The following is a 24,111-nucleotide window of genomic DNA, read 5'->3' as shown; positions in this document are numbered from 1 at the left end:
CACCTTGTAGGGTGCCCAGCCGCGCTCGAGCAGGATCTGTGTGCCTTCCTCGATCTCTTCCTTCAACCCGTCATAAAGGTCGTCGTGCATCTGCTGCACCAACTCGTCGTCGGAAAGCTCGGAAAGGATGATCTCGTCGTCGGCCATTTTGATCCAGCTCCTCACGGCATCGCGACTGCGTCGCAAGGCACAACATATTTGCGTCCATACCTAACCCGCTAGGGGCGGGTATCCATAGCTGATTTGCGACTTCCCGCAAAAGGAAAGCGACCGCAAATCTATTGGAATTCTTGTCGATTTTGCGACAGGCGTTGGCGCTGGCTGGCCGTTTCGAATAGGGTGCATGGCTACGATCCGGGCAGGAGCGGCAAGATGCGGCCGCAGCGGATTTCAGACAAGAACAGATTCAGGGAAGAACCACCATGAGCGAACACGCGGCAGTCGACCAGGAAGCGTCAAACGCGCGGCGCGGGCGTGGCGCCAGCGGCGGAGCGGCTGCCCGGCGGGCGGCGCGCTCGGGCGGCGGCCCGGGCACCCAGCTCACCTACATCAAGCGCAAGATCAACGTCTATGAGGTGCTGGACGAAGAAGGCCTGGCGCTGATCGAGAAGAACACCGACACGGTGCTGGAAGAGATCGGCATCATTTTTCGCGATGACGCCGAAGCGCTGCAGCTCTGGAAGGAGGCCGGCGCCGACGTCAAGGGCGAGCGCGTGCATTTCCCCAAGGGGCTCTGCCGCTCGCTGCTCAAGACCGCGCCGTCGATCTACACCCAGCATGCCCGCAACCCCGAGCGCTCGGTGCAGATCGGCGGCAACGCCACCGTCTTCGCACCGGTCTACGGGCCGCCCTTCGTGCGCGACCTCGACGGCAACCGCCGCTACGCGACGATCGAGGATTTCCAGAATTTCGTGAAGCTCGCCTATATGGCGCCCTCGATCCACCATTCGGGCGGCACGGTGTGCGAGCCGGTCGACGTGCCGGTCAACAAGCGCCATCTCGACATGGTCTACAGCCATATCCGCTACTCGGACAAACCGTTCATGGGCTCGGTGACGGCGCCGGAGCGGGCCGAAGATACGGTCGCCATGGCCAAGATCGTGTTCGGCGACGATTTCGTCGAGAACAACACGGTGCTGACCAGCCTGATCAACGCCAATTCGCCGATGGTGTTCGACGAGACGATGCTCGGTGCGCTGAAAGTCTATTCGCGCCACAACCAGGCCTGCATCGTCACGCCCTTCATCCTGGCCGGCGCGATGAGCCCGGTTACGGTCGCCGGCACGCTGACGCAGGTGCTGGCCGAGGTGCTGGCCGGCGCCTCGTTCACGCAGTTGATCCGTCCCGGCGCGCCGGTGCTGTTCGGCACCTTCGCCTCGTCGATCTCGATGCAGTCGGGCGCGCCGACCTTCGGCACGCCGGAACCGTCGCTGGTGTCCTATGGCGCCGCACAGTTGGCGCGCCGGCTCGGCCTGCCGTTCCGCACCGGTGGCTCGCTCTGCGCCTCGAAAATCCCGGATGCGCAGGCCGCCTATGAAAGCGCCAACACGCTGAATTCGACCATCCTTGCCGGCACCAATTTCGTGCTGCATTCGGCCGGCTGGCTCGAAGGCGGGCTCGCCTCCTGCTACGAAAAGTTCATGATGGATATCGACCAGCTCGGCATGACGCAGAAGTTTTCCGAGGGCGTCGACCTGTCCGAGAACGGCCAGGCGATGGACGCCATCCGCCAGGTCGGTCCGGGCAGCCACTATCTCGGCTGCGACCATACGCAGGCCAATTTCCAGACCGCTTTCTACCGCTCCAGCATTGCCGACAACAATTCCTACGAGCAGTGGCTGGCCGAGGGCCAGAAGACGGCGCCGCAGCGCGCCAACGAACTCGCCCGGCGCTGGCTGGAGACCTATGAGGCGCCGCATCTCGATCAGGGCATCGACGATGGCCTGAAAGACTTCATTGCCAGGAAGAAGGGGTCGATGCCCGACGCCTTCACCTGAAAGGAGCCCGAGTCAGGCGGGGCTAAAGTCGCCAACATCATCCACAAGGAAGTATGGCGGAGCGCCTTCTCCGATCCGGACAAGAAGGGATGATGTTTGCGGGACGCCATCGAAAGCATCGTATCGTCGCTGGCGCATAACGGCCTGACCTTGCGCGGCGGCTTCATTTTCGCCGATGACGAGGAGGCCCCTTCCGGTCCGACGGGCCTGTCGGCCAAATCTGCCCTCCTGGTGGGGCAGGCGGGTGCTGCGCCGTGGCCGCATTTCCTGCGCTGGCGCGAGAGGCAACCGCAGACCATGACCAACCCGCTCGACACCTGGTCGCGCGAGGTGATTGGCGCGGTCGCGAAAGATTTTGGCGCGCGTGCCGTCTCGCCTTCCGACCGGCCCTATCTGCCGTTCCAGCAATGGGCGATGCGGGCGGAGAAGCTAAAGCCGTCGCCGCTCGGCATCCTCATGCATCCGCAGTACGGGCTATGGCATGCCTATCGCGGCGCGTTGTTGTTCGAGGATGAGATCGCGCTTCCGGAAGGTCGCGAAGCGGTTCACCTTTGCGATGCATGTGTCGAAAAGCCTTGCCTGAAATCCTGTCCGGTCGACGCCTATTCCCTGGATGGCTTTGCCTATCACGCTTGTCTCGAACATGTGCGGGGAGCGAATGGCGCGCCGTGTCGTACGGGTGGTTGCCTCGACCGCAATGCCTGTCCCTACGGCATGGCCTATCGTTACCCTCCGGAGGTTCAGGCCTTTCACATGGCAAGTTTCGCTGGCCTCTAGTTCAGTTCCCCAATGCTGCACGAAATCTTGAATGGCACGGCCAGCTTATGACTTGCCGTGCAAGCCTGCGCGGATATCTATCGCGCAACAAAGGCAACGGAGCGCGTGATGGCGAAGCAGGATATTGAGATCAAGACGCAGGACGGCACGGCCAGAGCGGGGCTGTTTCGTCCGGCGGCTCCAGCCAAGGCCGGCGTCATCCTCTACATGGATATTTTCGGCCCGCGTCCGGCGCTCGACCAGATGGCCGAGCGCCTCGCCGGGAATGGCTATGCCGTGCTGGTGCCCGATCTCTTCTATCGCAACGTGCCCTATGGCCCGTTCGATCCCAAGACGGCTTTTGCCGAGGAAAAGAGTAAGGCTGCGCTGTCGGCCTTGAGCGGCGGCACGACGCAGGACATGACCATTCGCGACGGCAGGGCATTCCTCGATGCGCTGGTTGCGGAAGGTGTCACCGGGCCGGTTGGTGTCGTCGGCTATTGCATGGGCGGCGCGCGGGCGCTGAATGCTGCGGCGACCTATCCCGATCGCATCGTTGCCGCGGCCAGTTTCCATGGTGGCAATCTGGCCAGCGACGCTCCCGATAGCCCGCATCGCAAGGCGGCGTCGATCAAGGCGCGTGTCTATGTCGGCACATCGGGTATCGACCGCAGCTTCCCGCCGGAACAGTCGGCGCGACTGGCCCAGGCATTGCGGGTGGCGGAAGTCGACCATGTCATCGAGAACTATGTCGGCATGGCGCATGGCTGGTGCGTGCCGGACCACAGCGTCCATGACGCTGTTGGCGCCGAGCGCCATTGGAAGCGGTTGATCACGCTGTTTGCAGAAACGTTGGGATAGGCGCGCTATCGCCACGTTGCCCGTTTCACCGAGCTCGCACCGACGTGTTCAAGGCCACGGCGGCGCGGATGAGCGCCTTCAGGGCCTCCTCGTTGATCGTCTCGCCCTCGTGGAAGTCGATGGCGCGCCTGGTGTTGCCTTCGAGGCTGGAGTTGAAGAGGCCTGAGGGGTCCTCCAACGAGGCGCCCTTGGCGAAGGTCATCTTGACGACAGCCTTGTAGGTCTCGCCGGTGCAGATCATTCCGGCGTGCTCCCACACCGGAACGCCGCGCCACTTCCATTCCTCCACCACTTCGGGGTCGGCTTCCTTGATCAAGGCACGGAGCCTGCTGAGCGTCTCGCCGCGCCAGTCGCCCAGCTCGCTGATTCTCGCATCGATGAGCTGGGAGGGAGATTTCCCTCCGGTTCCTTCCGTCGAGCCGCTCTTCTTCATGGTGTTGTCGTTTCCTCCTTTGTTGTCGCGCCGCTCACATTCGTTCGCCGGGCAATTGGCTGGCTTGCTTCACCCAGGCGGCGAACTGGGCTTCGTCGAGCTCGTCATCCTCGTGGATGTCGAGGTAGCGCGTGTCCTTGGTCTTGGAGGCGCCGGGAGGGACGGGATGCAACAACGCGCCACGGAAGAAAGCCACTTTGACGTATTTCGTGAAGCAATGGAGACTGAGGAACCAGCCCTGGCCCTCTATCCCGTAGAACGGCGAGTTCCATTTGACCGCCTTGTGCACGCCAGGGACGGTGCGCTCGATGAGCGCATTGAGACGGCGCCCGAGGTCGCTTTTCCAGCCCGGCATGGCCGCGATGTAGGCCTGCACGGGGGCGTCGCCACGTTGCTCGTCACGCGACCTGGCGACATATGGCAACACGAACATGTACAGGCCGGAAAACAGCAGCAGGAAGAGCGGCAGGAGCGGCGAGTAGACCACCCAAGCGGGAGGCTCCCCCAATCCCATGGCGACGAAGTTGGCTATGACGGTCAGCGTAAAGATGATCGACAGCCAGCGGTGAATCTGGCGAATCCACTTGCTAAAGTTCAATGCGACCTCCTCTAAAAACGAACGTCGGGCCGCCCTACCAGCGCGCCAGCTGAGTGATCTGGACGAGGTTGCCGCAGGTGTCGTTCAACTGGGCGATGGTCGAGCCGGTCACTTCGGTAGGCGGCATGGCGAAACCGGCGCCGCGCCCCTTGATGCGCTCGTAGTCGCCCTTGACGTCGTCGGTGAAGAACATCACCGCGGGCTGGCCCTGCTTGAATATGGCCTGCTGGTAGGCCTTGGCCGCCGGATTGTCGTTGAGCGCCAGCTGCAGCTCGGTTCCTTCAGGCTCGTCAGGTGAAGCCACGGTCAGCCAGCGATACGGCCCGTTGCTGAAATCGGCCTTCTTGATGAATCCCAGCACGTCGGTGTAGAAGCCCAGAGCTTTTTCCTGGTCGTCCACGTAGACGCTGGCCAGCTTGATCTTCATCGTCTCTCCTCCATTGATCACATTTCCTCCATTGGTCTCAGGCGCGCGGTGTACCGCTCCGTGCAAACGGGCGTGGCCATGAATTGTGCCGGCAGACTTCAGTCTATCCGCACCAGGACCTGCTCCAGGGCCGCAAAAAACCTCTGCCACCCGACCGTGGCGCCCCGGTAGTATGGCTGCTGATCCGGCCGGAAGCCGGTCTGCTCCATGCGCAAATGGGTCCCCGTACTCGTCGGCGTGAGCGTCCAGGTGACCACGCTCTCGAGATCCTTGGTGTCCCACGTGTAGGACAGCGTCTTGTTGGGCTCGACTGTCTGGACCTGGCAATCGACGGCGCCCCAGTCCGCGCTGAGACTGAAACGATGGTCCACGACCGGCTTGAAGCTGTTCTTCATGAGCCACTCCTCGATCAGGTGCGGTTGGGTGAGCGCGCGCCAGATTTTTTCCGGCGGAAAAGGGATTTCACGTTCGACAATGACGGCGAGGGTTTCGTTCGCAGTATTGGTCATTGGTCCATTCTTTTAAGCAGGTCTTCGAGGTCGTCGAACCGGGTTTCCCAGAACCCGGCCATCTGGCTTGTCCAGTCGATCAGCGGCGAAAGCGCGCCGAGCTGGGCGCTATAATGGGTCTGTCGTCCTTCATGGCGGTCGCGCACCAGCCCGGCCTGCCTCAGAAGGCCGAGATGCTTTGAGACGGCTGGTTGCGAGACTCCGGATTGAGACGTCAGTGCGCCGACCGTCTGCTCTCCTTCCCGGCACAGGCGCTCGAAGATAGCGCGCCGGGTCGGATCGGCCAGGGTTCTGAAGAGGACATCATGAGCGTTCGGCATTTGTGATCGATAACCTGCTGGCTATTGATTGACGTATAACCGTCGGGATATGGATGAGTCAAGCGGGAACGGGTTCTGGGCTGGTCTTGGACACGACCCGACCGTTTCCGAAAAAAAATCTTTCCATCACCCCAAGGAATCGCCATTAGCCTGCGTCCAACAGGCAAATGATGGCGATGATGCTCGACGAAAGCGAAGCCTCCGACGCCGAATTGATCGGGCGGGCGAAGGGCGGAGACAGGGGTGCTTTCGGCAAATTGCTCGAAAGGCACTATGGCTTCGTCTATCGCGCCGCCTATCGCTGGTGCGGCAGGAAGGCCGACGCCGAGGATATCGCCCAGGAAGTCTGTGTCAGGCTCGGCCGCGCGATCCGCGACTATCATGGCCGCGGCGCCTTCACGACATGGCTCTACACCATGACGCTGAACGCGGCGCGTGACATGATGCGCAAGACCGCCCGCGACACCGCAAAGACTGAAGCCTATGGCGTGCACGCGCTGATCTCGGGCGAGGCCGAAGACGATCCGGAGGATCCGGCCGAGGCGCTGTGGGTAGCGGTGCGCAAGCTGCCGGACAAGCAGCGCGACGCGGTGCTTCTGGTCTATGGCGAAGGCTTGAGCCACGCGGCCGCCGCCGAGGCGATGGCGATCTCGGAGACGACGGTTTCCTGGCACATCCATGAAGCGAAGAAACGGCTGAAGATCTTGATGCGTTCAGCCGGGGAAGTGTGACCATGGTCGACGACAACGAACTCGAGAGGCTGGGCGACATCGCAGCACCGGCACCCGGTGAGGACGCCAAGGCGCGTGCCTTCGCGGCCGCCATGCGCGCCTATGACCTGGAAGAAAAAACTTTTGCCGCCGCCCAAGGATCGGTTGGCGGGCTTCGTCTCACAGAGCGAGCACAAAAGCTCTGGAGAGAGATCATGCAAAAGAAACTCATCGCCACGCCGGCCATTGCCGGGCTCGTCGCCCTGCCGATCGCCGGATACGCCACCTTCCACATGCTGAGGGAACAGCCGTCGACATTCGCCGGCGACGAGAAGATCACGGAGACGCTGGCCGACAAGCCGGCGACCAACGGGCCGGCGTCGGTGAAGCCGGTGCCTGCCGAGGCCGACAAGCTGAAGAAAGACACCGACAGCGAAAGCCGCGATGCTGCGGAAGCGCTGGTCGCGCCGGCCTCGCCGCCGAAATCCGAAGCGAACGAGGTCGGCGGCCTGACGCGGCAGCATTCGCTTCAGCGCACCGAGCCGGCGCCTGCACCGACGGCCAACGGCGTGGTTGCCCTCGATGGTGGCGCTGCAGCCCCCGCGGATTCCGCGCGGGGCCGCATGCCTGGCACGGCGGCCGAGTCCAAGTTGATGGTGCAGCCGTCGACCGCGCCCGTAGATCAGTTGCTGCCGCAACAGGAAAACAACGATCGTGTCGAGGACTTTAAGACCAATCCGGTGCATGCCGCACTCGAGGATCCGGTTTCGACCTTCTCGATCGACGTCGACACCGCCTCCTATTCTTTCGTGCGGCGCTCGCTGAAGGAAGGTTACCTGCCGCAAGCCGATACGGTCCGGGTCGAGGAGATGGTCAACTACTTCCCCTATGACTGGAAGGGGCCGGACTCCGCGTCGACGCCGTTCAACTCGACCGTCAGCGTCATGCCGACGCCTTGGAACGAGCACACCAAGCTGATGCACGTCGCCATCAAGGGCTTTGACGTCAAGTCGCTCGAGCAGCCCAAGGCCAATCTGGTGTTCCTGATCGACGTGTCGGGCTCGATGAACGAACAGGACAAGCTGCCACTCTTGCAGTCGGCCTTCCGCCTGCTGGTCAGCAAGTTGAAGCCCGACGACACGGTCTCGATCGTCACCTATGCAGGCGACGCCGGCACCGTCCTGGAGCCGACCAAGGTTACCGAGAAGGACAAGATCCTCCATGCCATCGACACCTTGACGCCTGGCGGCAGCACAGCGGGCGAGGCGGGTATCAAGGAAGCCTACAGGCTGGCGCAGAAATCCTTCGTCAAGGACGGCGTCAACCGTGTGATGCTCGCCACAGACGGCGACTTCAATGTCGGGCAGACAGATGACGACGACCTGAAGCGGTTGATCGAGCAGGAGCGCAAGACCGGCGTCTTCCTGTCGGTGTTCGGCTTCGGGCGCGGCAATTTGAACGACCAGATGATGCAGACCATCGCCCAGAACGGTAACGGCACCGCCGCCTATATCGACACGCTCGCCGAGGCCGAGAAGGTCCTGGTCGAGGATGCGTCCTCGACGCTGTTCACCATCGCCAAGGATGTGAAGATCCAGGTCGAGTTCAATCCGAACAGGGTCTCGGAATATCGACTGATCGGCTATGAAACCCGCGCGCTCAATCGCGAGGACTTCAACAACGATCGCGTCGATGCGGGCGACATCGGTTCCGGCCATTCGGTGACGGCGATCTATGAGATCATACCGAAGGGCAGCGGCGGTGAGCAGATCGACCCGCTGCGCTATGGCGAGGCAACGGTGAACAATGGCGGCGTCGCCAATGCGGACGAATATGCCTTCGTCAAGATCCGCTACAAGCTGCCCAATGAGGACGTTTCGAAGCTGATCACGACGCCGGTCACCTCGGCCAATGAGGTCGCGTCCTTCGACCAGGCCGGCACCGACCAGCGCTTCTCCGTCGCTGTCGCAGCCTTCGGCCAGAAGCTGCGCGACGAGGATGCGACCGCGAAGTTCGGTTACGACAAGATCATGGAGATTGCCACCGCCGCCCGAGGAGCCGACCCGTTTGGGTACAGGTCGGAATTCCTGTCGCTTGTGCGCCTTGCCTCGGCGCTGGGCGGTAACCGGTAGTGGCAATGAGGGCCGGTTCCATTCAGACGAGATCGTTCTGTTAGGGGAGCCGGCCTACGGGCGGGTGAGGCAGGCCGGCGAGGGGTCTTCCCTTGCCGGCCTTTTTTTCGACTGGCGCTGCCGGCAATCGTTAAATTGCGCGGCATTTCCGGAACAGGATCGCAATTCCCTCTTGTTATGCAGGGCTAATGTACGGGCTTGTGGGGGCCGAATTGCTGATCCGAGATATTGCGACTTCAATGCCGGCTGCACGGGACGTTCAGTCGACCGCTTCGCAGGCGCCTTCGCCGGAAGTCAGACGCATCAGCGATGACGTCGCCGCCGCCAGGAACACCGCGATGTCGGCACTGAACAATGACCGCTTCCGGGTCATGCTGGAGCAGATCAGCGACCCGCAGTCGTCGGGAGCCCTGATGACGATGCGCAGCGATGCGGCCGGTACGGATTTCAAGTCGGCTCAGTCGAGCTACGCCGAAAACAGCGAATAGCCGAAACAGCGAACAGTCAGGCCGATCGGATCAGGCCCGGCCGCGACGCCGTTCGCGGCGGGCTTCGCTGGTCTCGGCGGTGTTTGCCGTCGCCACCTTGTTGCGCATCGGGCCAATGCGCTCGACGATCGTTTCGACGGTCGGCCGGCCTGCTTTGGTGTGTGCGTCGAGCGCCTTGCGCATGGCGGCAAGATGCTGGAACGAGGTGCCGCAGCAGCCGCCGACGATCCTTGCGCCGGCATCGACGGCGAGCCGGACATAGTCGGCCATCAGCTCCGGCGTGCCGGAATAGTGGATCTCGGTGCCGCGGAATTCCGGAATGCCGCAATTGCCCTTGACGATCACCGTCGCTTCCGGCTTCGCCTCGGTCATGTCGAGCAGCGAAGCGAGGATGTCGGACGCGCCGACACCGCAATTGGCGCCGACGCCGAGCGGCGCTTCGGACAAGCCGTCGACGACGCCGTGGATGTCTTTCGGCAGCAGGCCCATCATGGTGCGGCCGGCGGTGTCGAAGGAGCCGGTATAGGTGTAGGGCAGGCCGACGCGGATCGCCGCCTCGGCGGCGGCGCGGATCTCGTCCGGCGCCGACATGGTCTCGATCCAGGCGACTTCGGCGCCACCCTCCTTGAGGCCTTCGATCTGTTCGGCAAAGGCGTCGACCGCCTCGTCATAGGTCATGGCGCCGAGCGGCACCAGCAATTCGCCAGTCGGGCCGACCGAGCCGGCGACGATCACCTTGCGGCCAGCCTTGTCGGCAACATTGCGGGCGATCTCGGCGGCGCGCTTGTTCAGCGCATGCACGCGGTCCTGCGCTTGATGCAGCTTCAGCCGGTGGCGGGTGCCGCCGAAGGAATTGGTCAGGATGATGTCAGCGCCGGCATCGACGAAGTTCTGGTGCAGGCTGGTGATGGTGGCCGGCGCGGTTTCGTTCAGCAGTTCCGGTGCCTCGCCGGCCTCGAGCCCCATGGCGAACAAATTGGTGCCGGTGGCGCCATCGGCGAGCAGAACGCCTTTTTCGGCAAGCAGCGCTTCGATCGGATTGGTCATGATGGCATACGCCTTCCAGGATATCTATGAGATAACGATATAAAGAACTCTTTATATGTCGTCAATCTCGAAGCGGGCCGCTTGATATCAAAATCGCATGTCGGCCAGCCTTTGCGCGAAGGCAGCCGATTCATGGGCATTGATGTCGGCGGCGCGGATCAGATTGTCGAAATGGCTGGTCAAGGTACGGATCGGCTGCGTCGCGTTCAGCACCAGATACATGTCGCCGACATAGATGGCGGCGCGATAGGGTCCAAAAATGGTGTAGGGGATCGAATAGCGCATGCGCCCGTCATAGAGGAACAGGCGGAATGTCGGGTAGAGGTCGTCGAGCAGCGTCGCCATGTGCAGGAGCTGCTGGCGGCGGTCGGTCTCGGGGAAACGATCCCACACACCAAGGCCGCGCGCAAAGATCTCCAGCGTGTGGCGAGGCATGCAGACTTCCATGTCGGTCTCCGGCCGCCGGTTGTAGTCGATGCGGTACTGCGTCTCGCCGGCCTGCGCCTCGCGGCTCTTGTTGGTGATGCCGGCCTCGTAGTCGACCAGCGCTTCGGTGCGCAGCAGGTCGGGAATGCCGGCCGGCACGTAGCGTATCTTGGTGCCCGCGGCCTCGGCATGCCATTTGGCGAGCAGCGTGCGGTCGAAGCCATCGGGGGCTTCCTCGATCTCCAGGCTCTCGCGGATTTCGCCGGTGACGCCCTCGTCCTGGCTGAGCCCGAGCAGCCAGTCCAGCGACACTTTGAACTCGGCGGCGATGTTGAGCAGCGTTTCGGCACGGGGCAAGCGGGTCGAGGCGCCCGACAGCAGCTGCGACAGCGCCGAACGGTCGATGCCCACCGCGGTCGCGAAGGCCGACTGGTTCAGATCCGACCGTGTCAAGAGCATTTTCAGGCGCTCGCGGAAGATCGTCGACAGGTCACGTTTGTCCATAGTTTCGCTCCAGTACGAGGGAGGAAAAATTTGCTCTGAGGCCGCCAGGATCGCGGCTCAGGCGTAAATGAATCCTTGTCGCTGTTTACAATGTATAACATGTGCGGCTGAAAATGCGCAGTCGCAACAGTTTGTGCGCATTGTCTCGTTGCTGCAACCCAACACTCCTGACACAATGCTGTCAGGAATCAGAGGGGGTTCCGGCGACTGAAAGGCAGTGGTCGATAGCATGACGAGCATAGGCAAGAGACGCAGCAGTACACCGGCCATCGAATGGCCGACCGTGTTTCTCACCTTCTTCTGTTACAGTGTCTGGCTCGTCGCCGGCTTCCTTGTCTGGCCCTCCTATCCGATCCTGGCCCTCGCCATCCTGGCTTTCACCGCCGCGCTGCAATCATCGATCATGCACGAAGTGTTGCACGGTCATCCGACCCGCAACGCACGCGTCAACGAGGCCTTCGTCTTCCTGCCGATCGGCCTTGTCTGGCCATTTCGTCGGTTCAAGACCATTCATCTGCGGCATCACGCGGACGAGCGGCTGACCGATCCGCTCGACGATCCCGAAAGCTATTATAAGGCGCTCTGGCACCACGACGATTTGCCGCCGGCGATGAAATTCCTGCTGAAGATCAACAACACCATGGTTGGCCGCTTCTTCCTCGGTCCCTGGCTGTCCTGCGTCGGCTTCTTCATCGACGACGCCAAGCAGATGCTGGCCGGCGACAAGACGATCCGCAAAGCCTGGCTGCTGCATGCCATCGGCCTTGCCGTCGTGTCGCCGGTCGTCCAGTTCGGCTTCGGCATTCCGCTGTGGCTCTACATTCTGGTGCCGGTGTGGCTCGGCCAGTCGCTGATCTCGATCCGCACATATGCCGAACACCAGTGGTCGGAACATCCCGAGGGACGCACGGTGATCGTCGAGCGCTCGCCGCTGTCCTTCCTGTTCCTCAACAACAATCTGCATTTCGTTCACCACAAGAGCCCGACGGTGGCCTGGTACCGGCTGCCAAAACTGTTCCGCGACCGTCGCGACGAGTGGCTACGGATGAACAATGGTTACGCCTACCCGAACTATTTCGCGCTGCTCAAGGCCTACGCTTTCAAGGCCAAGGAGCCGATCGTCCACCCGGTGCTGCGGCGCGCGCCGGAGCCGGGCCGGGCGTTCAAGCCGCGCGTCAGGGCGCGCAGCGTCTCTGGGCTTGGCAGCGCGCCAGTGCCCGCCGAGCCGCCGAAGGAATGATTTCTGCGGTATTGCCGGTGGCGATGCCAGGCGGCTCGCATCATGATCTTGTCAGTTTCCAACATAGCGGTCCAATCCCGGCATGAGCGAATTCGTTGCGGCCTTGCCGATGTATGCTGGGACGTTAAGCCCGGAATTCTGCGATTCCTGCGGGCTAGTTGTACTTTTGTCGTACCGGCCACACACAGAAAGCCCGCCGAAGCGGGTCGCCGCCATACCTTCGTATAAACCAGCGAGTCCCGTGTGCAATTGTGGAATGGCGTTGCTGTGGTAGTTTTTAGCCCGTCTTATTCATGACGCATCTGGGTTTGTTTGCCGCTGAGCGGCCGTTGATACCGACGTTGGTCGAGAAGCCTCCTGAGGGCGATGGATGGATTACGAAGTCAAATTCGACGGCTACCGCACCCAGATCATCATCGATGACGCTGGCGTGCGGCTGTTCACGCGAAGGGGTCTCGACTGGGACGTCGAAATACCGCGATCTGGCCAACGCGCCGGCGAACTCGAGGCGGAAAGCGCCATCATCGACGGCGAAATCATCGTGCTCAACGCTGCCGGCCTGTCTGACTTCGGCGAGCTGCGCAAAGCCATCACCAGTCGGCAGCACGACCTCTATTTCGTCGCCTTCGATCTGCTGCACCTGAACGGCCACGATCTGCGCGACATGCCGCTGGAGGACCGCCGAGAGATCCTGCAGGCGATGATCCCGGCCGGCGGACGAATCCAGTTCAGTCAGGCGTTGCTAGCCAGCGTCCTGCTTCCTGCGTAGAACAAGAAGCCGTCGATGCCCTTTTGTGCGCTGGCATTCTCCCGGATTGGGAAGATTCATGGTCGAAAGAAAGATTCTTAACCGCCTAAGACTGCTTGTCAGAAGGATTCAGGCCAGACCTGTCGAGTTCGACAATGATGTTATAGTGCTTCATAAGCATAAGTGTATCTACGTTCCGATTCCAAAAGTTGCTTGTTCGAGTATCATGTCTGCATGCGCGGACATACTTGCGGTTAAGTTTCCTGAATCGGAGTGGAAGCCAGAGTTATTTCAAACTAACAAATGGGATCACCTATTTGATAGGCAATCTGTCATAATGCCAAAGAGTCGCGCTTCGGCCTATGCTGACTACTGGAAGTTCGCGTTTGTCAGAAATCCATGGGACCGTCTGTTGTCGTGCTATTCGGAGAAAATCAGAGAAGATGGGGATAAGGAGAATTTCACGGCCGGAGTAAGTAATATTCTTTTGCCGTTTGGAGTGTTCAGATCGACCATGTCGTTTGAAGAGTTTGCTAGAACCGCTGTGGCTATCGCGGACGATATAGCCGACCCTCATTGGCGATCTCAGAACACGTTCGCGTGCCAGGGGAGTAGGCTTTGGGTCGATTTTGTAGGTAGATTTGAATCAATCGAACGCGACTTCCAGCTCGTCTGCCAAAGGATCGGAACCGATTGCGTTCTCCCACATCTTCTCAGGAGCGATCATAAAATTTATAGGGAATGCTATAGCGACGCATTGTGCGATCTGGTAGCGCGACGATACCGCCGCGACATAGACATGTTCGGTTACCAGTTTTGATGGAACGCCGGGGCGGTCAGGTCGGAGTTCGATAGGGTTTCAGCCTCGGCATCAGCGGCCGCGAACCGCGCGTAGCTTTGACCGGCTAACCCGTCTTATGCACGACGATGGGCCTTTGAGGCTGGCGGATGTAGCTTAAGCGATTGATTTGGCGTAGGATTCGGTTGCTTAGGCCAACCCTTCCACCGCAGCTCGCGAGCCACACCCGCCATGATCGAGAATATGTTGCTGCCGCTGTCTTTTCCAGCCGTCGGACGCAAGAAGATGACAACTGCGCTTGACGGCGGACGCATTACCTCGGATGGCGGCATCATGCTTCTCGCGGCCGCCGAGCGGCGATTGCGACTGGCCGACCGGCTTGCGGCTGCGATCCACGATCAGCGTCAAAACCGTGCAATAGCTGGAATTTCGCTGACACAGACTGACATGCTAACGAGTTGATTTAGAAAGAAAATCCAATGGAATCAATTGCGGCGTTGCCGATGTATGACTGGCCCGAAATGCGCGGCGAGGTCGACGCGCAATGGGCTTTGCTGCGCGACGCCTTTCGTAAAAAGGGCATCGACGCGCCCGAAGCGCTTGCCCGCGTCAATGGCGACCTGCCGCCGGTGCCGGGTGGCATTCGCGATGGCGACGGCAAGGTCATCGCGCCCGATCCGGCGACGCTGCCGCCGGACGAACTGGACTTTCACAAGCTCTGGCTGCACCCGGCGCTGCTCTTCGGGCAGACCTGCTGGGGGCCGATGGATCTCGGCCTGTCAACGCATGTCCAGGTTGTCGCCCAGCCGAGCTACGATGCCTATGAAGGCGGGCAGGGCGAGCTCTATTCCAGCGCGCTGGTGATGCCGGCGGATGGCAGGCCATCGGCTGCGTCACCGGATGACGGCGCTCCGCTGATCCCGCTGGGTCTCTTGCGCGGCAAGCGCTTCACCTTCAATGACACCGGTTCGATGTCAGGCTTCCTTGGACTGAAGCGCGATCTGGAGGCGATGGGCGAGAGCCTCGACCTCTTCGCTTCGCGCAGCCCGAGCGGCGGCCATCGGTCCTCGATCGTCGCCATCGCCGAGGGCAAGGCGGATGTTGCGGCCATCGACTGTGAGAGCTGGGCGCTGGCGCAGCGCTTCGAGCCGGCGGCGCGGCAGGTGAAGGTCGTCGGCTGGACGGGCCGGCGCAAGGGCCTGCCGTTCATCACCGCCAGGACGACACCGGAGAAGACGGTGGCCGCCTTGCGGGAAGCTGTCGCGGGTCTCGGATAGTCTCAGCCCAGCAGCCGCTCGTCGAGCGGGTAGGTCGACAACTGCTCGTTGCCGGTCTCGGTGATCAGGATCTGCTCCTCGATCTTGACGCCCTCGTGCCCGCCCAGCCGGCCGATATAGCTTTCGACGCAGAGCACCATGCCGGGTTCGATCACGCCGTCCGGAGTGTCGTCGGTCCAGTCGCTCGCATGCGGAAGCGTCGGATATTCATCGGCCAGGCCTACGCCATGATAGAGCACCCCATAACGGGTTGGGAAGCAATCGCCCGGCGGCACCGCCGAGCGTTCGACGAGGTCGCGGAACGACGTGCCGGGCCGCATCAGCGCGGTGTTGTGAGCGATCTGGTCTGCGGCGATGCGGTAGAGATCACGCTGCTCGTTCGTCGGCCTCCCGTCGCCGCAGAGCCAGGTGCGCGACAGGTCGGCGCAGAAGCCGTAAGGGCCGATCAGGTCGGTGTCGAAGGCGACCAGGTCTCCCGCTTCGATGACACGCGACGAGCATTCCTGGAACCAGGGATTGGTGCGGGGGCCTGACGACAGCAGCCGGGTCTCGATCCATTCGCCGCCGCGCGCGATGTTGCCGCGGTGCAGTTCGGCCCACAGTTCGTTTTCGGAAATGCCCAGCTTCAGCGCCTGTTCCATCTCGCCCATCGCCGCTTCGCAAGCGACGATGGCGCGGCGCATGGCGAGGATCTCGTCGGACGACTTGATCAGCCGCGCATTCTCCATCACCGCTTCGCCATTGCCGATCGTCACTCCGAGGCGGGCGAGTTCCTCGACGCCTTCCGGATTGATGTGGTCGACGGCGATACGGCTGTTGCCGCCGCCATGCTCCCTGACCAGATCGGCGATGCCGGCGGCCCAGCGGCGCACTTTCAGTTCCGTCAGTTCACCGCTGTAGAGATACATCCACGACACGGCCGGCCGTACTTCGTCGACGACGCCGGAATGGTCGGACAGGTGCTCGCAGGAGAAATAGTCGAACAGCACCACCGGGCCTTCGGTGGCGACGAAGCAGTGCCGCGTCGGGTTGTGCGCGACCCAGAGCTGCATGTTGGTCGAGTCGGTGGCGTAGCGGATGTTGACGGGGTCATAGAGCAGGGCGCCGGCATAGCCGCGGCGCTTCAGTTCGGCGCGAATGCGCTCGAGCCGGTATTTGCGCATCGCCGGCAGATCGGGCGCGGCAATGCCTGACGCTGCCCACTCGCCTTCGGCAATCGCGCCGTAGCCAAGAACATGCTGGTTGAGCGAAGCCGCCTTCTGGCGAGAATCCTCGCGCAGCGCGTCGATCGAGCCGGGCTCGAACGGCATGATCTTGCGGTGCTGGCCGAAGCTTCCCTTTGGCGCCGCGCTGTCCATGGTCGAACCTCAGGTCCGCATCTTCTCGCCGCTCGGATCGAAAGGCGCTTCGACATTGATGCGGGCCGGGCGGCGATGGCCTAGGATCTCGATCTCGAACAGGCCGGCGCTTTCATCCTCGGAGAGCGCCGCCGGCACATAGCCTTGTGCCATCGACTTCTGGACATAGTGCGCATAGCCGCCCGACGTGACCCAGCCGACGACGCGCCAGTCGCCATCGACGATGCCGCGCACCGCGGAGGCGCCTTCAGCCGCCCTGGAGCCGCGCACTTCCTTGCCTGACGTGTCGAAACGCGGCGCGCCGTAGCCGTGCGGCTTTTCCACTGTGCCGTAGTCCTTGCTGACCTTGGCCCAGATCGGCTCGTCGCCCATCACATCGGCGTCGGCCGCGTCGACGATGAAGGAAACGCGGCGCAGTTTTGGTCCTTCGGCGTGCTCCTTCGCCGATGCCTCGCGGCCGATGAAGTCGTTCTTCTCCAGCTTGATGAAGCGGTCCATCGAGCCCTCGAACGGGCCGTAGATCGGGCGCAACTCGCGGAACCAGGTCGGGAAGTTCTTCTCAAGGCGCATCGACAAAAGCGCGCGCATGCCGAAATCGACCAGGCCGAATTCCTCGCCGGCGTCCTTGATCGCCTTGTAGACCAGGCGCTGATAGGCCGGCGCCATCCAGATTTCGTAGCCGAGATCGCCGGTATAGGTGATGCGGTTCACCATGCACGGCGCGCCGCCAACCGCCATTTCGCGGAAATCCATGAAGCGGAAGGCTTTTGTCGAGATGTCGACATCGACCAGCTTCTGCAAAAGGTCGCGGGATTTCGGCCCGGCGATCGAAAGGCCGACCAGCGTCTGGTCGAAGCGGTGGATGCGCACCGTTCCATCCTTCGGCAGGTGCTTCTCGAACCAGCGCATGTGGTATTTCTGCGCAGCGGACGAGCCCCAGATCATGAAACGCTCTTCACCGGCCTTGGCGATGGTGAAGTCGCCGATCAGCTTGCCGAACTCGTTGACCATCGGCGTCAGCACGATGCGGCCGGTCTTCGGCATGCGGTTGGTCATCAGCCGATTGAGGAAATCCTCGGCCGCCGGTCCGGAGACTTCGTATTTGGCGAAGTTGGCGATCTCGGTGACGCCAACGCGCTCGCGGGTGGCGCGCACTTCGTCGCCGATCGGCCCGAAATCGTTCGAGCGGTGGAAGGAAACGATGTCCTTCGGCTCCTTGCCCTTCGGTGCGAACCAGAGCGGTGTCTCCAGGCCCCAGCTGTCGCCCATCACCGCGTTGTTGGCGAGCATGGTGTCGTAGAGCGGTGTCGTCTGGGCGGGCCGAGCGGCCGGCAGTTCCTCGTTGGGGAAGCGGATCGAGAAGCGGCGCGAATAGTTCTCGCGCACCTTGGCATTGGTGTAGCGCAGGCTCGCCCATTCGCCGAAGCGCGCGACATCCATGCCCCAGACGTCGAAGCCGGGATCGCCATGCACCATCCAGTTCGACAGCGCCAGACCGACGCCGCCGCCCTGGCTGAAGCCGGCCATGACGGCGCAGGCGCACCAGAAATTGGTCAGGCCCTGCACCGGGCCGACCAGCGGGTTGCCGTCGAGTGCGAAGGTGAAGGGGCCGTTGATGATCTGCTTGATGCCGGCCTTCTCGATGCCGGGGAAATGCTTGAAGCCGATCTCCAGCGACGGCGCGATACGGTCGATGTCGGGCTGCAGCAGCTCGTGGCCGAAATCCCAGGGCGTGTTGACCGGCGACCACGGCTTGCAGGCTTTTTCGTAGGTGCCGAGCAGGATGCCGTTGCGCTCCTGGCGGGTGTAGATCTCGCCCTTGAAGTCGAGCACGCCGATCATCTCGCGGCCGGTCGACTTGTTGAATTCCTCGACCTCCGGCATCGGTTCGGTGAGCAGATACATGTGCTCCATGGCCAGGACCGGCAGTTCGACGCCGACCATGCGGCCGATCTCGCGCGCCCACAGGCCGCCGCAATTGACGACATGCTCGGCCTTGACCGTGCCCTGCTCGGTAACGACGTTCCAGGTGCCGTCGACCTCCTGCGTCAGTTCGACAACGCGGTTGCGCAGCACGATCTCGGCGCCGAGCTTTTTCGCCGCCTTGGAGTAGGCGATGGTGGTGCCGGACGGGTCGAGATGGCCTTCGACCGGGTCCCACATGGCGCCGACGAAATTGCTCTCGTCCATCAGCGGGAACATCGCCTTGGCCTCGGACGGCGTGATCAGTTCGGTGTCCATGCCGAGATAGCGGCCCTTGGCGTGGGCCAGCCGCAGGAAGTCCATGCGCTCGGGCGTATCGGCCATCATCACGCCGCCGGTCAGGTGCAGCGAGCAGGACTGGCCGGAAATCTCCTCGATCTCCTTGTAGAGCTGCACCGTATAGGCCTGCAGCTTGGCGACGTTGGGATCGCCGTTCAGCGTATGGAAGCCGCCTGCCGCGTGCCAGGACGAGCCGGAGGTGAGCTCGGAGCGCTCGATCAGCATGATGTCGGTCCAGCCAGCCTTGGCCAGGTGGTAGAGCACCGAGCAGCCGACGACACCGCCACCGATGACAACCGCTTTAACGTGAGATTTCATGAAGATAGGTCCGTTTTTGAAGGGATTGAATCGAGTGAGCGCGGAGTGAAAACCAAGCGCAGGTCGGATACAGCGATGTTTTCGGCCAGCCCACCATCAAGCGCGGCAAGAATGGTTTCACAGACGGAAGTACGATGTTTCAGAACGTCATGGCTCCAAAGACGCAGGATCGAATAGCCTTGGGCGCGCATGAAATCGTCGCGGTGGTCATATGAACTATCGGCGTGTTGGTGTCCGTCGACTTCAACAACAAGCCATTTTTCGCGGCAGACGAAGTCTGCAAAAAAGGGGCCGATGGAGAACTGACGTGTAAAGCGATAACCGCCAAGCTTTCGCGCCTTTAGTTCAAGCCAAAGTGATGCTTCCGCCTGATTGCCTCCTTGCCGGAGACTACGCGCTCGCTGTGTTGTCCCTGCTTTGCGGCGACTGCGCGTTTCATGAGCGCCTTCCCCCACTCCGTCGCCGCTTCGCGGCGCCACCTCTCCCCCCTCCGGAGGGAGAGGAAAGGCGCCAGCTGGAATCGCTTCGCACCCTTCCTCTCCCCCGTCGATCGGGGGAGAGGTGTCGAGCGCAGCTCGACGGAGTGGGGGTCGACCGTTCATCAAATCCATACGAATGATCAGTTCATCAGCACCGGTAATCAGAAATCGGTCGGTGCGCCGCCTTCGGCGCGGCGCTTGTCGACGAAGTCGTTGAGTTCCTCGCGGATCGCCGGGTCGATGTAGGGTTCCTCATAGGAAGCCAGCCGCTCCTTCCAGACCTTGTTTGCCTTCTCGATCGCCGTCGGCGATCCGGCTTCCGCCCAGGTCTCGAAATTGCGCCAGTCGGAAAGGATCGGCGAATAGAACGCGGTCTTGTAGCGGTCCTGTGTGTGCTGGGTGCCGAAGAAATGGCCGCCCGGGCCGACCGACTGGATGGCGTCGAAGCCCAGCGCCTCCTCGGACAGGTCGAGCGGGGTCAGGAATTCGGCCACCATCTGCAGCAGGTCGATGTCGAGGATGGTCTTTTCGTAAGAACAGCGCAGGCCGCCTTCGAGCCAGCCGGCCGCATGCATCATCAGATTGCCGCCGCCCTGGATGGCGCCCCACAGCGAGAACACGCTCTCATAGGCGGCCTGCGCGTCGACCGTGTTGGCGGCGCAGGTGTTGGAGGTGCGGTAGGGGATGTTGTAGCGGCGGGCGAGCTGGCCGCCGACCAGCTGCGCCTTCATGTATTCGGGCGTGCCGAAGGCCGGCGCGCCGGACTTCATGTCGACATTGGAGGTGAAGCCGCCATAGCCGACAGGCGCGCCCTTCTTCACCATCTGCGCGAAGGCGATGCCCGACAGCGCCTCGGCGTTCTGCTGCACCAGCGCGCCGGCAATGGTGACCGGTGCCATGGCGCCGGAGAGCGTGAACGGGGTGACGATGACGACCTGACCCTTGCTCGACATCTGGATGATGCCTTCCATCATCGGCACGTCGAGCTTGAGCGGCGAATTGGTGTTGATGATGGTGAAGACCGACGGCTGTTCCAGCAACTGCTCGTGGCTGATGCCGCGCGCGATCCTGGCGATCTCGATGCCGTCGACATTGCGCTCCTTGCCGAGCGAATAGATGTGGAACACCTTGTCGGTGAGCAGGCTGAGGTCGCGAATGCATTCGAGGTGGCGGACCGACGGGTGGATGTCGATCGGCTCGACCGGATAGCCGCCGGTACAGTTCAGGATGTTGTGCATCTGCGTCAGCCGCAGAAAGTTGCGGTAGTCGTGCTGGTTGCCCGGCCGGCGGCCGCGATCGATGTCGGAGCAGTTAGGCGCCGACGCCATCATCGAGATGATCAGATTGTTGCCGCCGAAGCGCACATTATGCGCCGGATTGCGGGCATGGATGGTGAATTCCGGCGGGCAGTTCGAAGCCAGATCGAGGATCATGTCGCTGTCGAAGCGCACCCGCTCGCTGCCTTCGCGCACATCGGCGCCATGTGCCTTCATGATGCGCCGGGCTTCGTCGTGCAGCACGTCGACGCCGATTTCCCTGAGCACCCGCAAGGAGGCGAGGTGGATCGATTCCAGCTCGTCATCGGACACCAGCTTGGTCGGCGTCAGAGGGTTTCTGAGCTGACGAAAGGGCGGCTGCTCGAACGCGGCCGAGCCGCCGGCGCGCTTCCCCGCGCGGCCGCCGCGACGGGCGCGGTCGGTTGCCAATGCCGGTTCGGCGGGATGAAGGGCGGCGGTCATGACAGGCCTCATGGAATGCGAAAGTGGGCGGCATAATGGACCGGCGGCAATGCTGCCGGTACGGAGGCGGCGACCACTAGGGCGAGGGAAGCGACATGCCGGAAGGGCAGCAGGATTGCTGGTGCCTGCGTCGCCCAGGTGACTTGGCGCAGCGGATTTGCCGGGGCGGCCCTTCCTTTTCCCGGATCGAACCGCTAGCCGGATAGCTTGCCGGCCGCAGGTAGGCGTTTTCACAGGGATGGCAGCATGGTCGCGACCGATTCGCGCGATGGCGAGGCGGCAACGCAATGGGCAGCGCTTGCCGGCGTCACTGCGGCGCTCGCCATGTTCGGCGCCGCGCAAGGGCTGAGCTATCCGCTGTTCACGCTCTTGATGCAGCGGCAAGGCATGTCGCCAGCGCTGATCGGGCTTTCCGCGGCGATGATGCCGGTTGGCCTGATTCTCTCGGCGTCGTTCGTGCCGGCTGCCGTGCGGCGCTTCGGGGCGCGCAATCTCGCCGTCGGCTGTTCGCTGGCCGGCGCGGTGTGCTTCCTGGCCATCGGCTATCTGCAGGATTGGGTCGCGTGGTTCATCCTCCGCTTCCTCGTAGGCGTGGTCATCAACCCGCTCTATGTGCTCGGCGAGGTGTGGGCGCTGTCGCTGGCGCCGCCATCGCGCCGCGGCCGGGTGATGGGCGTGTTCAATGCGCTGATGGGCGCCGGCTACGCTGCTGGGCCATTGATACTGATCACCGTCGGCGCGTCGGGATGGCCTCCGTTCATCGCCGCGATTGCAGGCTTTGCGCTCTGCGCGCTGATCCTGCGCGCCGTGTCGTCGAGGCTGACCGGTTTCGAGGAGGACGGCCAGGCCTCCGGCGGCCTTGTCGGCTTCGCCAGGCTGGCGCCGGCGCTGCTGCTGGCGGTGCTGGTTTCGGCGGCGGTGCAGCAAAGCACTTATGCGCTGATTCCGGTCTTTGGCGCCGGCTATGAACTTCCAGAGGCGAAACTGGCGGCGCTGGTGACGGCGCTGTCCGCCGGCAACATCCTGCTGCAGATCCCGCTTGGGCTGATGGCCGAGCGCTTCAGTGGCCGGGCGATGATTGTCTTTTGCGCCCTGGCGACGGCGGCTTGCGCGCTCTCGCTGCCGGTGCTGATCACGACGCCGCTGGTCTGGCCGGTGCTGGTGGTGATGGGCGCGGTCGGCTACGGCGTCTACACGATGGCGCTGGTCGAGCTTGGCAGCCGCTTCAAGGGAACGGCACTTGTCGCCGGCAATGCCGCCTTCGCGCTGATGTGGGGCGCCGGCGGCATTGTCGGCCCGCCCGGCGCGGGCGCGCTGATGCAGGCGATCGGCCCGCTCGGCCTGCCGGCAGTGATCGCCGGGCTCGATGCGGTGTTGATTGCCTTCGCGCTCTACAGATCGGCCAGGCGCAGAAGCTCCTGACAGGCTTGGAGCAAGCGGTTTTCGCCGGCGGGGCTTACGGCCGTCGAGGCAACCCGCTAAGGCTTCCGCCATGGATATGGCGGAAGCAAGCCGAGACGAACCGATGCAATGGGCGGCGATCACGGGCGTGATCGCGACCGTTTCCGTCTTCGCCATCGCGCAAGGGCTTTCCTATCCGCTGCTGAGCTTCATCCTGCAGCGCCAGGGCATCTCGCCGGCCATGATCGGGCTTTCGGCGGCGATGACGCCGGTAGGCTTCATCCTGTCGTCGCCACTGATACCTGGCCTGGCACGGCGGTTCGGGGCAGGGCGCACGGCGCTGACCTGCGCAGCACTTTCCGCACTCGTGCTGGCGTTGATCGGCTGGACGCAGAACGTCTATCTGTGGTTTCCGCTGCGCTTCCTGATCGGCGTAGTCACCAACCCGCTCTATGTTCTTAGTGAGATCTGGGTGATCGCACTTGCCCCACCGTCGCGGCGCGGTCGCGTCATGGGCGTCTATTCGACGATCATTTCGGCCGGTTTCGCCGCCGGTCCGCTCTGCCTGCTTGCCGTCGGCACCGAAGGCTGGCCGCCGTTTCTGGTAGGGATTGCCGCCTTCGTTTTTTGCGGTGGCTGCCTGGCGCTGGTGCTGCCTCGGTTGCCTAAAGTCGACGAGGCCGGGCACGGGGTTTCGGTGATGGGGTTCATGCCGATGGCCTGGCTGCTGCTGTCGACGGTCGTCGTGGCCGCCGGCTTCGAGCAAGCGGTGCTGGCGCTGCTTCCGGTCTATGGCACCCATTACGGCATTGCCGAAGCCCGTATGTCGGCGCTGCTGTCCGTGATGATTGCCGGCAACATCGCCATGCAGGTGCCGCTCGGCCTGCTGGCGGAACGGCTGACGGCGCGGCTGGTGCGGTTCATCTGCGTGTCGCTGACCGTACTCGGCTGCGCGCTGTTGCCGCTGCTGATCGAGACGCCGTTGATCTGGCCGTGCGTGTTCGTCTGGGGCGCGGTTTCCTACGGCATCTACACGATGTCGATCATCGAACTCGGCGAGCGTTTTACAGGCTCGGCCCTGGTCGCCGGCAATGCTGCCTTTTCGCTGATGTGGGGCGTCGGCGGCATTCTCGTGCCGCCGCTCACCGGCGGCGTCATGGATGTGATCGGCGCGCCCGGCCTGCCGTTCACGCTCGGCGCTATCTGCCTGGCGCTGGCGGCGGCGACCGTCTTGCGTCGGCGGATGGTGTGAACGCAAGCCGCGTTCGGTCGCGATGACCTT

Annotated in this window: 23 protein-coding genes and 2 pseudogenes; 13 read left to right on the top strand and 12 right to left on the bottom strand. The window is 62.8% G+C overall.

Going from position 1 to position 24,111, the window contains the following annotated elements; genetic code table 11:
- A pseudogene (locus tag AC04SI_RS23030) lies at positions 1-147 on the bottom strand (cobalamin-binding protein); the annotation flags it as partial.
- Between the two features lie 275 nt (positions 148-422).
- Here AC04SI_RS23030 and AC04SI_RS23025 point away from each other — a divergent pair.
- From AC04SI_RS23025 to AC04SI_RS23015, 3 genes are all read left to right on the top strand, one after another.
- Entirely contained in the window at positions 423-1,997 is a 1,575-nt protein-coding gene (locus tag AC04SI_RS23025) for a trimethylamine methyltransferase family protein (protein WP_488474949.1), read from the top strand.
- A 96-nt stretch (positions 1,998-2,093) separates the two neighbouring features.
- A complete protein-coding gene (locus tag AC04SI_RS23020) occupies positions 2,094-2,774 on the top strand; it encodes a hypothetical protein (RefSeq protein ID WP_404280532.1) in 681 nt (226 codons plus the stop codon).
- 108 nt (positions 2,775-2,882) lie between these two features.
- Positions 2,883-3,614, top strand: coding sequence for a dienelactone hydrolase family protein (locus AC04SI_RS23015; protein WP_404280533.1), 732 nt, complete (start codon positions 2,883-2,885; stop codon positions 3,612-3,614).
- A gap of 25 nt (positions 3,615-3,639) precedes the next feature.
- Here AC04SI_RS23015 and AC04SI_RS23010 read toward each other — a convergent pair whose 3' ends face one another.
- From AC04SI_RS23010 to AC04SI_RS22990, 5 genes are all read right to left on the bottom strand, one after another.
- Complete coding sequence (locus AC04SI_RS23010; RefSeq protein ID WP_404280534.1) at positions 3,640-4,047, bottom strand: DUF1801 domain-containing protein; 408 nt, start codon at positions 4,045-4,047, stop codon at positions 3,640-3,642.
- Between the two features lie 34 nt (positions 4,048-4,081).
- Positions 4,082-4,480, bottom strand: coding sequence for a DUF1801 domain-containing protein (locus AC04SI_RS23005; protein WP_488474950.1), 399 nt, complete (start codon positions 4,478-4,480; stop codon positions 4,082-4,084).
- Positions 4,481-4,679: 199 nt separating this feature from the next.
- Positions 4,680-5,072 (bottom strand): VOC family protein, encoded by a 393-nt coding sequence (locus AC04SI_RS23000; protein WP_404280535.1) that lies wholly within the window; start codon positions 5,070-5,072, stop codon positions 4,680-4,682.
- Between the two features lie 98 nt (positions 5,073-5,170).
- A complete protein-coding gene (locus tag AC04SI_RS22995; protein WP_192183585.1) occupies positions 5,171-5,581 on the bottom strand; it encodes an SRPBCC family protein in 411 nt (136 codons plus the stop codon).
- The gene (locus AC04SI_RS22990) at positions 5,578-5,901 is read right to left on the bottom strand and encodes an ArsR/SmtB family transcription factor (protein ID WP_404280536.1); all 324 of its coding nucleotides are present in this window, start codon (positions 5,899-5,901) and stop codon (positions 5,578-5,580) included. Before AC04SI_RS22990 ends, AC04SI_RS22995 begins: the two co-directional genes overlap by 4 nt.
- 170 nt (positions 5,902-6,071) lie before the next feature.
- Here AC04SI_RS22990 and AC04SI_RS22985 point away from each other — a divergent pair, with 170 nt between their 5' ends.
- The 3 genes from AC04SI_RS22985 (at position 6,072) to AC04SI_RS22975 (ending at position 9,231) form a co-directional block, all read left to right on the top strand.
- Positions 6,072-6,632, top strand: a complete 561-nt coding sequence (locus tag AC04SI_RS22985; protein ID WP_006203352.1) for an RNA polymerase sigma factor — start codon at positions 6,072-6,074, stop codon at positions 6,630-6,632.
- A 2-nt stretch (positions 6,633-6,634) separates the two neighbouring features.
- The gene (locus AC04SI_RS22980) at positions 6,635-8,743 is read left to right on the top strand and encodes a vWA domain-containing protein (RefSeq protein ID WP_488474948.1); all 2,109 of its coding nucleotides are present in this window, start codon (positions 6,635-6,637) and stop codon (positions 8,741-8,743) included.
- A gap of 239 nt (positions 8,744-8,982) precedes the next feature.
- Entirely contained in the window at positions 8,983-9,231 is a 249-nt protein-coding gene (locus AC04SI_RS22975; protein ID WP_404280538.1) for a hypothetical protein, read from the top strand.
- 30 nt (positions 9,232-9,261) lie between these two features.
- Here AC04SI_RS22975 and bmt read toward each other — a convergent pair whose 3' ends face one another.
- Both bmt and AC04SI_RS22965 read right to left on the bottom strand, forming a co-directional pair.
- The gene (bmt, locus tag AC04SI_RS22970) at positions 9,262-10,278 is read right to left on the bottom strand and encodes a betaine--homocysteine S-methyltransferase (RefSeq protein WP_404280539.1); all 1,017 of its coding nucleotides are present in this window, start codon (positions 10,276-10,278) and stop codon (positions 9,262-9,264) included.
- An 87-nt stretch (positions 10,279-10,365) separates the two neighbouring features.
- On the bottom strand, positions 10,366-11,208 hold the full coding sequence (locus AC04SI_RS22965) for a helix-turn-helix domain-containing protein (RefSeq protein WP_006203356.1): 843 nt from the start codon (positions 11,206-11,208) through the stop codon (positions 10,366-10,368).
- Positions 11,209-11,437: 229 nt separating this feature from the next.
- Here AC04SI_RS22965 and AC04SI_RS22960 point away from each other — a divergent pair, with 229 nt between their 5' ends.
- From AC04SI_RS22960 to AC04SI_RS22940, 5 genes and pseudogenes are all read left to right on the top strand, one after another.
- A complete protein-coding gene (locus tag AC04SI_RS22960) occupies positions 11,438-12,448 on the top strand; it encodes a fatty acid desaturase (RefSeq protein ID WP_488474947.1) in 1,011 nt (336 codons plus the stop codon).
- Positions 12,449-12,818: 370 nt separating this feature from the next.
- Positions 12,819-13,217, top strand: coding sequence for an ATP-dependent DNA ligase (locus AC04SI_RS22955; protein ID WP_404280543.1), 399 nt, complete (start codon positions 12,819-12,821; stop codon positions 13,215-13,217).
- A 58-nt stretch (positions 13,218-13,275) separates the two neighbouring features.
- Positions 13,276-14,016, top strand: coding sequence for a sulfotransferase family protein (locus tag AC04SI_RS22950; RefSeq protein WP_404280544.1), 741 nt, complete (start codon positions 13,276-13,278; stop codon positions 14,014-14,016).
- Between the two features lie 210 nt (positions 14,017-14,226).
- Positions 14,227-14,400 (top strand): annotated as a pseudogene (locus tag AC04SI_RS22945) (transposase); the annotation flags it as partial.
- A 74-nt stretch (positions 14,401-14,474) separates the two neighbouring features.
- Positions 14,475-15,272, top strand: a complete 798-nt coding sequence (locus AC04SI_RS22940; protein WP_404280545.1) for a phosphate/phosphite/phosphonate ABC transporter substrate-binding protein — start codon at positions 14,475-14,477, stop codon at positions 15,270-15,272.
- Between the two features lie 2 nt (positions 15,273-15,274).
- Here AC04SI_RS22940 and AC04SI_RS22935 read toward each other — a convergent pair whose 3' ends face one another.
- From AC04SI_RS22935 to AC04SI_RS22920, 4 genes are all read right to left on the bottom strand, one after another.
- On the bottom strand, positions 15,275-16,630 hold the full coding sequence (locus AC04SI_RS22935; protein WP_404280546.1) for a M24 family metallopeptidase: 1,356 nt from the start codon (positions 16,628-16,630) through the stop codon (positions 15,275-15,277).
- A 9-nt stretch (positions 16,631-16,639) separates the two neighbouring features.
- A complete protein-coding gene (locus tag AC04SI_RS22930) occupies positions 16,640-19,210 on the bottom strand; it encodes a GcvT family protein (protein WP_404280547.1) in 2,571 nt (856 codons plus the stop codon).
- A complete protein-coding gene (locus tag AC04SI_RS22925) occupies positions 19,207-19,689 on the bottom strand; it encodes an endonuclease domain-containing protein (protein WP_404280548.1) in 483 nt (160 codons plus the stop codon). The genes AC04SI_RS22930 and AC04SI_RS22925 overlap by 4 nt, the downstream gene beginning before the upstream one ends.
- Before the next feature lie 161 nt (positions 19,690-19,850).
- Positions 19,851-21,428, bottom strand: a complete 1,578-nt coding sequence (locus tag AC04SI_RS22920) for a trimethylamine methyltransferase family protein (RefSeq protein ID WP_404280549.1) — start codon at positions 21,426-21,428, stop codon at positions 19,851-19,853.
- 246 nt (positions 21,429-21,674) lie between these two features.
- Here AC04SI_RS22920 and AC04SI_RS22915 point away from each other — a divergent pair, with 246 nt between their 5' ends.
- Positions 21,675-22,850 (top strand): MFS transporter, encoded by a 1,176-nt coding sequence (locus tag AC04SI_RS22915; protein WP_488474946.1) that lies wholly within the window; start codon positions 21,675-21,677, stop codon positions 22,848-22,850.
- Positions 22,851-22,920: 70 nt separating this feature from the next.
- Positions 22,921-24,081, top strand: a complete 1,161-nt coding sequence (locus AC04SI_RS22910; RefSeq protein ID WP_404280551.1) for an MFS transporter — start codon at positions 22,921-22,923, stop codon at positions 24,079-24,081.
- Positions 24,082-24,111 lie beyond the last annotated feature (30 nt).

The organism is Mesorhizobium sp. CNPSo 4689, from assembly GCF_057784325.1.
This window is presented reverse-complemented; position numbering and strand designations above follow the sequence as displayed.